Source organism: Streptomyces sp. YS-3 (genome assembly GCF_045257485.1).
GTDB lineage: Bacteria > Actinomycetota > Actinomycetes > Streptomycetales > Streptomycetaceae > Streptomyces.
Window position 1 is genome coordinate 1 of the sequence record NZ_JBJHPC010000156.1, and the last position, 13,067, is coordinate 13,067.

Consider the following 13,067-nt stretch of genomic DNA (forward strand, 5'->3'; position numbering starts at 1 on the left):
GTCCCCGCTGACGGCCCTCACCCGTTCGCACCTCTCTGATCGCCGTAGTGCGATCACGCCCTTACCGTGCCTACAGGTGGCACGCAGGGCATTGGAGGGAGCGCGATGGGGCAGGAAGAGGGCGGCTCGGAGCACCGGAGGCGGTCGCCGTGGGGAGCGCTCGCCCTGGTGATGCTCACCGGTCTGGCTCTGATGCGGAACGGCGCGGACGTCACGATGGGCCCCCCGCAGCCCGCGGCGGCAGCCGCGCTGTCGGGCAGGCCGGAGGTGTTCGTCCCCGCCAGCTCCGGCGCCCCCGTCGAGCCGCTGGAGTACGCGCCGGTCTCCCGGGTGAAGATCGACGCGCTGAAGGTCGACGCCCCGGTCATCGAGGTCGGCATCGACCAGGACGGCTGGGTGCAGGCACCGCCGCCGGACGACCCCAATCTGGCGGGCTGGTACCAGAACGCGATCGCGCCCGGCCAGCGCGGCACCGCCGTCATGGTCGGCCACGTCGACACCCGGCGCGGCCCCGCCGTCTTCTACGGCCTGGGCTCGCTCAAGAAGGGCAACCACATCGAGGTGACCCGCTACGACGGGCACGTGGCCGTCTTCGAGGTGTACGGCGTCGAGGTGTACGACAAGAACAACTTCCCGGGTGCCCGGGTGTACGGCGACACCGGGCACCCGGAGCTGCGGGTGATCACCTGCGGCGGGGGCTTCACCCGGGCCAGGGGCTACGACGGCAACGTGGTCGTCTACGCCCGGATGGTCGCCGCCCGCTGAACCCCGGCGCCGTCAGCGCCGCTTGGGCGGTACGCGCAGACGGTAGCCCGAGCCGAGCAGCCAGGGCAGATAGGTGCGCAGCGCCGCCACGCTCTGCGAGCGGTCGCCGCCGGCGTCGTGCGAGAGCACCACGACCCCCGGGGCGGCCCCCTCCCGGACCCGGCGCACGATCGTGTCGGTGCCGGGGGTCGTCCAGTCGAGGGTGTCGAGCGTCCAGGCCATCGGCTCCATGCCCAGCTCGGCGCCGATCTGGAAGGAGTTGCGGTTCCAGGCGCCGTAGGGGGCGCGGAACCACTGCGGGCGTTCGCCCACCACCTCGTCGATCACCTCGCTGGTGCGGGTCATCTCGTCGCGTACCGCGTCCCGGGACATCTTGATGAGCAGCGGATGGGTCCAGGAGTGGTTGCCGATCACATGCCCGTCGTCGTGCATCTCGCGCAGCAGGTCCCGGTTGTCGGTGGCCATCTCGCCGCAGACGAAGAACATCGCGCGTACGTCGTGCTCGCGCAGGGTCCGCAGGATCTGCGGGGTGTAGCGCGGGTCGGGGCCGTCGTCGAAGCTCAGCACCATGGTCTGCGGACCGAGCTCGGGCATGCTCAGGAACGGCCGGTGCCGCACGGGCGGCAGCGCCGTGCGGTAGTGCGGCGGTGCCTCGGCGGTCATGGGCTCCAGACGGTACGCGGTGGACTTCAGCCGGGGCGCGGCGGCCTGCGGCCCGGCGGCGGGTCCGGCCGACGCTCCGGCGGCCCCGCCCGGCGGCGGGCCGGCGTCCTCGGCGGTCAGCAGCCGCACGGCGGCGGCGGCTCCCAGACAGGCGCCGACGCGCAGCAGCGTACGCCGTCCCGGTAGGATCTCATCCTTTTTCATGACCCATGGCTCGCACGGTGAACGGCGTCGGCGGCTGAAGCGCACCGCCCGCGCGGCCGAAAACACCCGTTGGGGTGTACCGGCGCGGTCCGGGGTGACGGATGGCTCAGTGGCGGCGCACCAGCGGGAACGGCAGGGTCTCCCGGATCGTCAGACCGGTGAGGAACATGACGAGCCGGTCCACACCGATGCCGAGCCCGCCGGTGGGCGGCATGGCGTACTCGAGCGCGTCGAGGAACTCCTCGTCGAGCTCCATCGCCTCCGGGTCGCCGCCCGCCGCGAGCAGCGACTGCGCGGTGAGGCGGCGCCGCTGTTCCACCGGGTCGGTCAACTCGGAGTAGGCGGTGCCGAGTTCGGTACCGAAGGCCACCAGGTCCCAGCGCTCGGCCAGCCGGGGGTCGTGGCGGTGCTGGCGGGTGAGCGGCGAGACATCGGTGGGGAAGTCCTTGTAGAAGGTGGGCAGCTGGGTCCGCTCCTCGACCAGCCGTTCGTACATCTCCAGGACCACGTCGCCGCGGCTGTTCTCGGGGGTGTGCGGGACGCCGGCCCGGTCGCACAGCGAGCGCAGGCGCGGCTCGTCGGTGTCCGCTCCGACCTCCTCGCCCAGCGCCTCGGAGAGCGCCCCGTAGACCGTCTTGACCGGCCAGGGGCCGGAGATGTCGTGCCGGGCCAGCCGTCCGTCGGGGCCGGCCCGGTGCGCCACGGCCTGGCCGAAGGCGGCGGTGGCCGCGCCCTGGATGAGCTCGCGGGTCAGATCGAGCATCACGTCGTAGTCGGCGTAGGCCTGGTAGGCCTCCAGCATCGTGAACTCGGGGTTGTGCTTGTAGGAGACGCCCTCGTTGCGGAAGGTGCGGCCCATCTCGAACACCTTCTCGACCCCGCCGACGCACAGCCGCTTCAGATACAGCTCGGGGGCGATCCGCAGATACAGGTCCAGGTCGTAGGCGTTGATGTGGGTGGTGAACGGGCGGGCGTTGGCGCCGCCGTGGATCTGCTGGAGCATCGGGGTCTCGACCTCCAGATAGCCGCGCTCCAGCAGCCCCTGGCGCAGCGCCTGGACGGCGGTGGAGCGGGCCCGTACGACGTCACGCGCCTCGGGGCGGGCCACCAGGTCGAGGTAGCGGCGGCGCACCCGGGCCTCGGGATCGGCCAGGCCGAGCCGTTTGTCGGGCAGCGGGCGCAGACACTTGCCCGTCATCTGCCAGCCGGTGACGAAGAGCGAGTACTCGCCCTTCCCGGTGGCGTCGGTGGTACCGGTGGCGCTGATGTGGTCGCCGAGGTCGACGTCGCGGGTGAAGCGGTCGAGGACGTCCGCCCCCGTGCCGTCCCGGGTGAGGACGAGCTGGAGGTCGCCGGACCAGTCGCGCAGCACGGCGAAGACGACCCCGCCGAAGTCGCGTACGGCCATCACGCGCCCGGCGACCGTGGCGGCCGTGCCCGCTCCGGACTCGCGCAGTCCGGCGAGGGTGTGCGTACGGGCCGGGACGACCACGGGGTACGGCTCGGCGCCCTCGGCGCGCAGCCGCTCCAGCTTGCGGTGGCGCACCCGCACCTGCTCGGGCAGCCGCTGCTCCCCCGCGCCCTCGGCGCCCGGCGCGGGCAGCCCGAGCGCCTCGATGGAGGGCAGGCCCGCGGTGCTGCCGGGGCTGGTGACACCGCTGGGGTGCCCCTTGCCCCAGAGCTTGCGCAGACTGGGCACCGAGACGAAGCCCTCGGCGATGCCGGAGGCCAGGCCCACCCGGGCGAGCGAGCCGGCGTCCCCGTAGCAGAGGAAGCGCGGGAACCACTGCGGCTGGTACTTCACGTTCGACCGGTACAGCGCCTCCAGCTGCCACCACTTGGAGAAGAACAGCAGCAGCCTGCGCCACAGCCGCAGCACCGGCCCGGCGCCGATCCGGGCGCCCTCCTCGAAGGCCGAGCGGAACACCGCGAAGTTGAGAGAGATCCGCCGTACGCCCAGCTTCGGGGCGTACGCGCAGAGCTCGGCCACCATGAACTCCATGACGCCGTTGGGCGCGCTGCGGTCCCGCCGCATCAGGTCGAGGGAGATGCCGTCGGGGCCCCAGGGCACGAACGAGAGCAGGGCGATGAGCCGGCCCTCTGCGTCGAAGGCCTCCACCAGGAGGCAGTCCCCGTCGGCCGGGTCGCCGAGCCGGTCCAGCGCCATGGAGAAGCCGCGTTCGGTCTCGGTGTCCCGCCAGGCGTCGGCCCGGTCGACGATCTGGCCCATCTCCTCGTCGGTGAGCGCCGAGTGGCGGCGGATGCGTGTGGTGGCGCCGGTCCGTGCGACGCGGCGCACCGCCTGGCGGGTCACCCGCATCTCGCGGCCGTCCAGGTCGAACCGGGCCACGTGCAGGATCGCCTCGTCGCCCAGTTGCATGGCGCCCAGCCCGTACCGCGCGTAGACGGTGGCGCCCTCCGTGGAGGCGCCCATCACGGCGGGCGCCCAGGCGTACTTCCTCGCCACGTCCAGCCAGGCGGCGATGGCGGGCCCCCACGCCTCGGGGTCGCCCACCGGGTCGCCGCTGGCCAGCGCGACCCCGGCCTCCACCCGGTAGGTGACGGCCGCCTTGCCGCTGGGCGAGAACACGACGGCCTTGTCACGGCGGGTGGCGAAGTAGCCGAGCGAGTCGTCGCGGCCGTAGGCGCGCAGCAGGGCGCGGATGCGGGGCTCCTCGTCGCCGTGGAGCGCGGCCTCCATGCGCTGCGAGCGGAAGAGCGTGGTGGCGGCGCTGAGCAGCGCGATGGCGCCGAACAGGCCGAGGAAGAAGAAGAGCGGGCGCGGCGGGCGGCCGTCGAACTGGCCGCCGGAGGCGAGTCCGCCGAGCACCCGGTTGGTCGCCCACAGCAGCCGCTGGCCGCGCGGGAGGGTGCCGGGGAAGATCTCCACCAGCGCCCAGCCGGCCAGGACGCCCGCGCCGAGCCCCAGGAGCAGGACGAGCAGCGCCCGGTGGACGGCGCCGCGCCGGGTCTCGGCGTAGAACTCGCCGCGCGCCAGGATCAGCACGACCAGCGCGGCCCCGCAGACGAGTCCGTTGGCGGCCCACATCCACTCCGTGACGGCGACCAGCAGCGCGTCGGTGAGGAAGAGCAGTCCGAGGTAGCCGACCACCAGCCACCAGGCGACCTTCTTGCGGGCGCCGATGGCGGCGGCGAGCAGCAGCAGGAAGACGGCGTAGGCGAGGTTGGCGCTGACGGGGACGGTGACCCGGTCGAGGAACCAGGCGACGGGCCGCAGCAGCCGGCGCAGGGCGGGCACCAGCGCGATCGCCCCGCAGAACAGCCCGAGCCCGGCGAAGAACATCGCGAAGGCCTCCGGCACCCGGCTCAGGAACCGGGACCGCGCGGGCGGCCGTGCCCGTGCCGGTATGGGCGTCTCCTCGCTGACACTCATGCCTCGCACTCTAGGGAGCGGCACGCCGGGCCGCCTGTCGGGCGCGTTCGGGCGTGGGGCTAGCCTCGGTGGTGTGACAGCACCCTTCGAACGCGGTACGGACGGCCCCAAGGTCATCGTCGTCGGGGTGGACGGCTCCGACTCCTCGCTGCGCGCGGCGGCGTACGCCAGCGGTCTGGCGCGGCGGCAGAACGCGCTGCTCGCGGTGGTCTACGTGCAGCCCCTGGTGCCCGCGGGCGCCGCGATGGGGGCGCCGGTGCCCGACACCACCGGGGAGATCGCCGAGGGCCTTGCCCAGGAGATCCGCGCGGCGGCGGAACGGGTGAAGGACCTGTGGACCGTGCGCTGGGAGTTCCACACCCTGCGCGGCGACGCCTACGGGGGTCTGGTGACGGCCGCCGACGAGCTCAAGGCGGACGCGGTGGTGGTCGGCGCCTCGGAGTCGGCGGGCCACCGGTTCGTCGGCTCGGTGGCGGTCCGCCTGGTGAAGGCGGGCCGCTGGCCGGTGACGGTGGTGCCGTAGCCGTTGTCGGGGGCCCGGCTTTCAGGGGCGTGGCCCCCGGCGGATGTCTAGCGCGTCGCCATCTTCAGGCCGTCCCGCGCCGCCCCGCGCCCCAGCACCGCCTCGCGGATCTCCGTCTGGGCCGTGCGGTAGTCCTCCCGGTCCGGTGAGGTGCTCAGGGCCCGGGGGAGGTCGACGACCCGGCCGCGCTCCACGTCGGTCCACTGCGGGATGAACTCCGCCCTGGTGACCTCCCAGCGCGCCCCCGCCCGCGCGGGCGGCGCGAAGGTGAAGCGGGCGATGGAGCTCATGTTGCCGCGCGGATCGCGCGCGCCGGAGTCGTTGAACATCTCCCCCGCGATCTGGTCGCCCTCGCCGTAGACGATCCAGGTGCCGTTGACCTTCTCGTACGCCTGGGGGATGTGCGCGTGCGTGCCCAGGATCAGGTCGATGTCGGGGCGGCCGGCCGTGCGCGAGGCGGTGAGGGCCTTGCCCAGGCTCAGTTGCCGCTCGTCGGGCTCGGTCTGCCACTCGGTGCCCCAGTGGAGGCTGACGACGACCACGTCGGCCCCGGCCCGGCGGGCGGCCCGGGCATCCGCGACGATCTTGTGCTCGTCGATGAGGTGGACGGCCCAGGGCTGCCCGTCGGGCATCGGGTAGCCGTTGGTGTCGTAGGTGTACGCCAGCTGGGCGACCTTGGCGCCGCCCGCCTCCAGGAGCGCGGGGCTCGCGGACTCGACGGCGGTGCGGCCCGATCCGGTGTGCTGCAGGCCCGCCTTGTCGAAGGCCCGCAGGGTCCGGGCGATCCCGGCGGCCCCGTCGTCGAGGCTGTGGTTGGACGCGGTCGAGCAGGAGTCGTACCCGGTGGCCTTGAGCGCGGCGGCCACCTGGGGCGGCGACGTGAACGCGGGATAGCCGGCGAAGGGCCCGCCGTCCGGCCCGTACACCGTCTCCATATGACAGATCGCCAGGTCCGCCCGGGAGATCACCGGTTTGACGCCGGCCAGCATCGGCCGGAAGTCGTAGCCGTCCCCGCCCGCGTCGGCGGCGGCCCGCTCGATGACCGAGGAGTGCGGCAGTACGTCCCCGGTGGCGACCAGCGTGAAGGGGCGCGGCGCCGCGGTGGCCGCGCCGCCCGCGGGCGAGGGCGTGCCGGGGCGCTCGGAGTCCTGGTGGTGCGGCAGGCGCGCGGGGGCCGGGTGCTCCGCCGTACAGCCGGCGGTCGCGGCGGCGACGAGGGCCGCGAGGGCCGCCACCCGCCGGCTCGTTCTGCTGGTCATGGCACCGGACTCCAGAGGTCGGGTCGGAATTGCCTGATTGATTATCAGATATCCATATAATGCACATCCCTACCGTTTCCCCAACCGTTCACCGCACCACTCGCCGCTCCATTCGACCGTTCGTCGCACGCCGGGGTCCGGCGGCTGTCCCTCCGCGCCCGACTGCGCTCGGATACGGGCTGCGGCCTGCGGACTTCTCGGGAAGGGAGCACCACGGTGAGTACGGGATTCTCGGACGCTGCCCCACGGAGCGCGGCGCCGCCGCGGCGCTACACCCGCGAACCGGAGCTCGCGGCGCTCCAGCGCGAGCACGGCCCCGCCCTGATGCACTTCCTGCTCGGCCTCACCTACGGTGACCGCCAGCGCGCCGAGGACCTGCTCCAGGAGACGCTGGTACGCGCCTGGCAGCACCCGGAGGCACTGGAGGGCCCGTACGCCTCGATGCGGCCCTGGCTGTTCACCGTCGGCCGGCGGCTGGCGATCGATGCCCGCAGGAGCCGGCGGGCGCGGCCGGCCGAGGTGCACGACGCCGTACTGGACGCGCGCGTGGAGGCGGAGGACGACCACGCCGAGCGCTCGGCCGCGGCACTGGACGTACGGGACGCGGTGCGCACGCTGAGCCCCGAGCACCGCGCGGTGCTGACGGAGATCTACTTCCGGGGGCTGAGCGTGGCGGAGGCGGCCGAGGTCCTGGGGGTGCCGTGCGGGACCGTCAAGTCCCGTTCGTACTATGCTCTGCGGGCCCTGGCGCGGGTCCTGCCGGGCTACTCGTCCGGCGGCCCGTCCGCCAGGTCCTCCTCGGAGAGCAGGGCGAGCATCGAGGGTGTCTCCGCGACCTCCAGGTAGGCCGCGCGGCAGCCCGGGCAGATGCGCAGATGACCGGCGACCCGGCGGTCCTCGTCCCGCGCGAGGGCGCCGAGGACGTACGCGCCGAGCAGCTGCCGCACATGCATGGGCACCTCGTGGGGGACGACGGATCCTGCCCTTCTGGCCACGGCGGGCGCGCGCCCCCGGTTCAATGCTCCCTGGAGCTCCCTGGAGCGCCTGGACAGTCGATGAAAGAGGCGAGACGGAATGCGTCCGGAGGGTACGAACGGGACCAGTGGTGGAGAGCTGCTGGTGCCGATGGCATGGATGTACGCGGAGTACATCGCCGACGAATTACTGCGCACCGGCGATCTCATGCCGCCGACGACGCTCGAATTCAGGGCCGGACGCAACGCCTTGGCGTTGACGATCTTCCTGTCGGACGGCGCGGTCGGCGGCGCGCGGGTGGTGGCGCGGCTCGACGAGTGGAGTGCGCTGACCGCGGCCGGCCGGCCGTGGCACGGCTGGGTCCGCGAGCGGCTGCGGGAGCGGGAGGCGACCGGGTCCGGCCCGGACCTGGCGCTGGCGCGGGACGCCTGGCGGTGGCTGGAGGAGACCGAGCTGCTGGCGGCGGACCTGGACGCGGTGGTGCCGGGCGGGGTCGACCCGCGCGCCGAGGCGGAGGACGAGCCGCGGGTGTGGACCCCGGCGTGGGAACTCGGCCTGCCGCTGGGGCATCTGGCGATCCACCTGTTCTGACGCACCACGCGGGGCACGGCGGATCGTCAGCGCCCCCGCCGCAGCAGCCGGTCGCGGAGGGTACGCGCGTGGCGGCGGCTGACGGGGAGCACGGCCCCGCCGACGCGGACGCTCATGCTGCCCGCGTCCAGGCGCAGTTCGTCGATCCTGGCGAGGGCCACGAGATGGCTGCGGTGGATGCGGACGAAGCCGTGCACGCGCCAGCGGTCCTCCAGCGTGGAGAGCGGTATGCGCACGAGATGGCTGCCGGAGTCGGTGTGCAGCCGGGCGTAGTCGCCCTGCGCCTCGGCGTAGCTGATGTCGGCGACGGCCAGGAACCGGGTGACGCCGCCGAGTTCGACGGGCACGGGGGCCGGCGCGTGCGCGCCCGTCCGGGCCTCCCCCGGCGCCGGGCCGCGGTCGCCCACCATCTCGGCCACCCGGCGCACCGCCTCGGCCAGCCGCTCCCTGCGGACGGGCTTGAGCACGTAGTCGACCGCCTTCAGGTCGAACGCCTGGACCGCGAAGCCCTCGTGCGCGGTGACGAAGACGATCAGCGGCGGCCGGGCGAACCCGGCGAGCAGCCGGGCGACGTCGAGTCCGGTGAGCCCCGCCATGTGGATGTCGAGGAAGACGACGTCCAGGCCCTGTTCGTCGTCGGGCCCGGCGTCGAGCGCCCCGCCGATCAGGCGCAGCGCGTCGGTGGCCCCGGTGGCGCCCTCGGCGCTGCGCACCCGCGGGTCGGAGCGCAGGAGGTACAGGAGCTCTTCGAGGGCGGGGGCTTCGTCGTCGACCGCCAGTACGCGCAGCATGCGCCCGGATTGTAGGTGGGCCGACTCCTCGCTGTCCCCTTGCGTGTGACGTGAGTGATTGGGCCGCCGTCTGCGTACCAGACGGCATGAGGCCGCTGGAACTGCACCGGGACGTCGGGGCGTACGCACTGGGGGTGCTCGGCGCCGCCGACACCTTCCGTTTCGAGGAGCACTTGGCGGGGTGCGCGCACTGCGCGCGCCTGCTGGAGGAGCTCGGGAGCGTGGAGGCGCTGCTCGCCGCGTACGCCCGCTGGACGCCGCCGGGTGTGGATCCCGTCGCCGTGCCCTCGCCCGCGCTGCTGCACTCGGCGCTGGAGGCGGTGGGCGGCCGGCTGCGGGCCCGGCACCGGGTGCGGCTGGGGCTGCTGGCCGCCGCGGCGGCGCTGGTGGTGGGCGCGCCCTTCGCCGCGCTGAACCTGCTGGCGGACCCGGCCGTTCCGCACTGGACGGCGACCGCGTCGGCGCCCGGGGTGACGGCGACCCTGGCGGCGGCGCCCGCCGGGTTCGGCACCGATGTGGGGCTCGACGTGGGCGGGGTGAGCGGCCCGGCGGTGTGCACGCTGGTCGCGGTCGGGCGCGGCGGCGAGGAGGACACGGTGGCGACCTGGGCGGTACGGGACGGGGCGCGGGTGACGATGCGGGGCGCGGCGGCCCTGGCGCCCGCCGACATCTCCCACTTCGAGGTGCGGGGCCAGGACGGGTCCCGGCTCGCCACGCTCGCCCGGTCGGGGTGAGGAGGAGCGCGCGCTACGGCGGCGCCTACTTGAGGAACTTGGACAGCCGGCGGTCGGCGAGGATCTTCCCGCCGGTCTGGCAGGTGGCGCAGTACTGGAGGGAGGAGTCCGCGAAGGAGACCTCGCGGACGGTGTCGCCGCAGACCGGGCAGGGCTCACCGGTCCGGCCGTGGACCCGCATCCCGCTCTTCTTCTCCGCCTTCAGACGCCCCGCCGCGAGTCCGCGCGAGCGCTCCACCGCGTCGGTGAGGGTGCCGCGGACCGCCTCGTACAGCGCGGTGACCTCGTCCTCGGTCAGCCGGTCCACCTGCTTGAACGGCGACATCCGTGCCACATGGAGGATCTCGTCGCTGTAGGCGTTGCCGATCCCGGCGATCAGCGACTGGTCGCGCAGGGCGCCCTTGAGCTGCCGGCGCTCCCCCGCGAGCAGCCCGGCGAACCGGTCGCGGCCGAAGTCCGGGGCGAGCGGGTCGGGCCCGAGCCGGGCGATGCCGGGCACCTCCTGGGGGTCGTGGACCAGATAGGCGGCGAGGCTCTTGCGGGTGCCCGCCTCGGTCAGGTCGAACCCGGCCCCGCTCTCCAGCGCGACCCGCAGGGCCAGGGGGCCCTTTCCGGGGCGCGGCGGGGCCTCGGGCAGCGCGTCGTGCCAGCGCAGCCAGCCGGCCCGGGCCAGATGGGTCACCAGATGGAGGCCGTCGGCGTCGATGTCGAGGAACTTGCCGTACCGCCCCACCCCGGTGACCGGCCGTCCGTGGAGGGCGTCCAGCGGCGGGTCGTACGTCTTGAGGACGCTGATCGCCACGGGTCGCACCCGTTCGACGCGGTGGCCGACGAGGTGGGTGGCGAGGAAGTCGCGGAGCGCTTGAACTTCGGGCAATTCCGGCATACCTCACAGATTAACCAGCTCCGCGAGCCCGGCGCCCACGCCGGCCGGTCACCCGTCGGCCGGTGCGCCCCGCTCCGGGACGACGAACTCGCACCACACGCACTTGCCGCTGCCCCTCGACTCCACGCCCCAGACGTCTGCGAGCCGGTCCACCAGCATCAGACCGCGCCCCGACACCCCGGAGTCGCCCGCCTCCCGGCGGCGCGGCAGGGCACTGGAGCGGTCCTCGACCTCGACGCGCAGCCGCCGTACGGGCCCGGTCAGGACCCGTACGGTCACGATGGCTCCGCCGTCGGTGTGCATCAGCGCGTTGGTGATCAGCTCGTCGGCGGCCAGTTCGATCTCGTCGGCCCGCTCCCGGGCGCCCCAGGCGCGCACGGCCGCCCGGATCATATGGCGCGAGGAGCTCAGCGCCTCCGGGTCGTTCTGCGCCACGTGCTGCTGGAGCCGGCCGCCGCTCTGCGGGGCCTCCAGGGCGCGCCGGCGCAGCAGCAACAGGGCCACGTCGTCGTCGCCCGCCCGGTCGTCGACCACGTCGCAGAGCCGGTCCGCCAGCTCCTGGAGGTCACCGGGCCCCGAGCGCACCAGCGCGGCGAGGAGCTGCATCCCGTCGTCGAGGTCGGCGCCGGGCTGCTCGACCAGGCCGTCGGTGTAGAGCAGCAGGGTCTGGCCGGGGTCCAGCTCGACGGTGGCGACCGGATACTCCAGACGCCCGAACTCCGCCGACAGGCCCAGCGGGAGGCCGCCCTCGACGGGCAGCCGGCGGCAGCTGCCGTCGCCGTACCGCAGCAGCGGGTCCACGTGCCCCGCCCGGACGAGCTGGACGACCCCGGTCGACAGGTCGGCCTCGGCGTAGGTGCAGGTGGCGAAGCGGTCGGTGTCCAGCTCGTGCAGGAACACCGAGGCGCGGGCCATCACGGTCGCCGGGGTGTGCCCCTCGGCGGCGTACGCGCGCAGCACGATCCGCAGCTGGCCCATGACGGCGGCGGCGTGCGTGTCGTGGCCCTGGACGTCGCCGATGACCGCGCCGACGCGTCCGCCGGGCAGCGGGATGACGTCGTACCAGTCGCCGCCGATGTCCCGGCCGAGCCGGGCCGAGCGGTAGCGCACCGCGATCTGGGCGCCGGGCACCTCGGGGATGCGGCGCGGCAGCATGGCCTGCTGGAGCCCTTCGGCGAGGTCGTGCTCCTGCTCGTACAGCACCGCCCGCTGGAGGCTCTGCGCGAGGGAACTGCCCAGCGCCACCAGGAGGTTGCGCTCGTCGTTGGTGAAGCCGGTCTTGTCGCTGTAGAGCAGGCCGAGCGCGCCGATCGGACGGGCCTGGGCGATCAGCGGCAGATAGGCGGCGGCGGTGATCCCGAGCCCGCTGATGTGCGGCCACAGGCGCGGGTAGGAGGCGGCGAAGTCCTCCGGGGTCTGGATGAACCGGGGGGCCAGAGTGCGCACGACCTCGCTCATCGGGTACTGCTCGTCGACCCGCGTCCAGCGGGTGCCCGGCACGAAGCTGCCCTCGGGGCCCTCGGCCACCAGATGGATGCGGCCCGCCTCCAGGAGCCCCATCACCAGGCTGGTGGCGCCCAGGTGTTCGAGCCCGCGCGAGCCCTTCAGCACGTCGATGACGTCCTGCACGGTACGGGCGTGGGCCAGGGCGGCCGTGGTCCTGTCCACCACACTGGTACGGCGGCGGTCCTCGTCGTCGGCGGCGGGGCGGTCGGCGAACTCGGTGAGCTCCTGGGTGGCGTCCCGGATGACGCCGATGATCCGCTGCGGGCGGCCGGTGGCGTCCCGGCGCACATACCCCTGGGTGTGCGTCCAGCGCGCGGTGCCGTCGCGCAGCCGGACGCGGAAGTAGGCGCCGTAGTGGACGCTGCCGCTCTTCAGCGCCTGCGAGACCATGGCGTCGAGCCGGGCCGCCTCGGCCCGGGTGACCCGGCTGCCCAGCGTCTCGGGCCGGTTGTCGTACTCCTCGGGCTCCAGGTCGAAGACCGCCAGCGCCGACCGGTCCATGTGCATCTGCCCGCTGGTGAGGTCCCAGTCGAAGGTGCCCATGCGGTTGAGGGCGAGGCCTAGACCGGGGGGTGCGGGCCACTCGTCCATCGTCACTCCGATCCTCGGTCCGATCGGGGGCGCCCGTCAGGAGAGTCCGGCGTCCAGGGGCGGCTCGATGTCGAAGTCGGACAGGCCCGTGGGCATCTCACCGCCACCGGTCGGCGCTGGCGGTCTTCGACCTGGAGCCCGAGGAGTACGACAACCGGCCCGAGACGCTGGGCAGCCGGGTCACC

12 protein-coding genes are annotated in these 13,067 nt (G+C 73.8%); 5 read left to right on the top strand and 7 right to left on the bottom strand.

Annotated features, from left to right (window positions below):
• Positions 1-105 precede the first annotated feature (105 nt).
• Complete coding sequence (locus ACJA3G_RS15440; RefSeq protein WP_406553547.1) at positions 106-765, top strand: class F sortase; 660 nt, start codon at positions 106-108, stop codon at positions 763-765.
• Positions 766-777: 12 nt separating this feature from the next.
• Here the strand turns inward: ACJA3G_RS15440 and ACJA3G_RS15445 are convergent, their stop codons facing one another.
• Positions 778-1,632 (bottom strand): polysaccharide deacetylase family protein, encoded by an 855-nt coding sequence (locus ACJA3G_RS15445; protein WP_406553548.1) that lies wholly within the window; start codon positions 1,630-1,632, stop codon positions 778-780.
• Between the two features lie 106 nt (positions 1,633-1,738).
• Positions 1,739-5,026, bottom strand: coding sequence for a bifunctional lysylphosphatidylglycerol synthetase/lysine--tRNA ligase LysX (lysX, locus tag ACJA3G_RS15450; protein WP_406553549.1), 3,288 nt, complete (start codon positions 5,024-5,026; stop codon positions 1,739-1,741).
• A 73-nt stretch (positions 5,027-5,099) separates the two neighbouring features.
• On the opposite strand from lysX, the gene ACJA3G_RS15455 reads away from it, so the two are divergent.
• Complete coding sequence (locus ACJA3G_RS15455) at positions 5,100-5,549, top strand: universal stress protein (protein WP_406553550.1); 450 nt, start codon at positions 5,100-5,102, stop codon at positions 5,547-5,549.
• A 47-nt stretch (positions 5,550-5,596) separates the two neighbouring features.
• On the opposite strand, the gene ACJA3G_RS15460 is transcribed toward ACJA3G_RS15455, so the two are convergent.
• Positions 5,597-6,808, bottom strand: coding sequence for a CapA family protein (locus ACJA3G_RS15460; protein ID WP_406553551.1), 1,212 nt, complete (start codon positions 6,806-6,808; stop codon positions 5,597-5,599).
• 216 nt (positions 6,809-7,024) lie between these two features.
• Between ACJA3G_RS15460 and ACJA3G_RS15465 the strand changes: the two genes are divergently transcribed.
• Positions 7,025-7,654 (top strand): sigma-70 family RNA polymerase sigma factor, encoded by a 630-nt coding sequence (locus ACJA3G_RS15465; RefSeq protein ID WP_406553552.1) that lies wholly within the window; start codon positions 7,025-7,027, stop codon positions 7,652-7,654.
• On the opposite strand, the gene ACJA3G_RS15470 is transcribed toward ACJA3G_RS15465, so the two are convergent.
• Entirely contained in the window at positions 7,573-7,827 is a 255-nt protein-coding gene (locus ACJA3G_RS15470) for a zf-HC2 domain-containing protein (protein WP_406553553.1), read from the bottom strand. The genes ACJA3G_RS15465 and ACJA3G_RS15470 overlap by 82 nt on opposite strands.
• Before the next feature lie 55 nt (positions 7,828-7,882).
• Here ACJA3G_RS15470 and ACJA3G_RS15475 point away from each other — a divergent pair, with 55 nt between their 5' ends.
• Positions 7,883-8,374 carry a hypothetical protein gene (locus ACJA3G_RS15475; RefSeq protein ID WP_365113045.1) on the top strand — a complete coding sequence of 164 codons (492 nt, stop codon included), beginning with the start codon at positions 7,883-7,885 and terminating at the stop codon, positions 8,372-8,374.
• A gap of 26 nt (positions 8,375-8,400) precedes the next feature.
• Here ACJA3G_RS15475 and ACJA3G_RS15480 read toward each other — a convergent pair whose 3' ends face one another.
• Positions 8,401-9,165, bottom strand: coding sequence for a LytR/AlgR family response regulator transcription factor (locus tag ACJA3G_RS15480; protein ID WP_406553554.1), 765 nt, complete (start codon positions 9,163-9,165; stop codon positions 8,401-8,403).
• Between the two features lie 50 nt (positions 9,166-9,215).
• Between ACJA3G_RS15480 and ACJA3G_RS15485 the strand changes: the two genes are divergently transcribed.
• Positions 9,216-9,899: an anti-sigma factor family protein gene (locus ACJA3G_RS15485; RefSeq protein WP_406553555.1), complete on the top strand. Its 684-nt coding sequence runs from the start codon at positions 9,216-9,218 to the stop codon at positions 9,897-9,899.
• Between the two features lie 25 nt (positions 9,900-9,924).
• Here ACJA3G_RS15485 and ACJA3G_RS15490 read toward each other — a convergent pair whose 3' ends face one another.
• Together ACJA3G_RS15490 and ACJA3G_RS15495 are read right to left on the bottom strand one after the other, a co-directional pair.
• Positions 9,925-10,785, bottom strand: a complete 861-nt coding sequence (locus ACJA3G_RS15490) for an Fpg/Nei family DNA glycosylase (protein ID WP_406553556.1) — start codon at positions 10,783-10,785, stop codon at positions 9,925-9,927.
• Positions 10,786-10,833: 48 nt separating this feature from the next.
• Positions 10,834-12,882, bottom strand: a complete 2,049-nt coding sequence (locus ACJA3G_RS15495) for a SpoIIE family protein phosphatase (protein ID WP_406553557.1) — start codon at positions 12,880-12,882, stop codon at positions 10,834-10,836.
• Positions 12,883-13,067: the final 185 nt, after the last annotated feature.

Coding starts and splice junctions, on each gene's coding strand:
- ACJA3G_RS15440 (WP_406553547.1), top strand. CDS start 106: ATGGGGCAGGAAGAGGGCGGCTCGGAGCACCGGAGGCGGTCGCCGTGG.
- ACJA3G_RS15445 (WP_406553548.1), bottom strand. CDS start 1,632: ATGAAAAAGGATGAGATCCTACCGGGACGGCGTACGCTGCTGCGCGTC.
- lysX (WP_406553549.1), bottom strand. CDS start 5,026: ATGAGTGTCAGCGAGGAGACGCCCATACCGGCACGGGCACGGCCGCCC.
- ACJA3G_RS15460 (WP_406553551.1), bottom strand. CDS start 6,808: ATGACCAGCAGAACGAGCCGGCGGGTGGCGGCCCTCGCGGCCCTCGTC.
- ACJA3G_RS15475 (WP_365113045.1), top strand. CDS start 7,883: ATGCGTCCGGAGGGTACGAACGGGACCAGTGGTGGAGAGCTGCTGGTG.
- ACJA3G_RS15480 (WP_406553554.1), bottom strand. CDS start 9,165: ATGCTGCGCGTACTGGCGGTCGACGACGAAGCCCCCGCCCTCGAAGAG.
- ACJA3G_RS15490 (WP_406553556.1), bottom strand. CDS start 10,785: ATGCCGGAATTGCCCGAAGTTCAAGCGCTCCGCGACTTCCTCGCCACC.
- ACJA3G_RS15495 (WP_406553557.1), bottom strand. CDS start 12,882: ATGGACGAGTGGCCCGCACCCCCCGGTCTAGGCCTCGCCCTCAACCGC.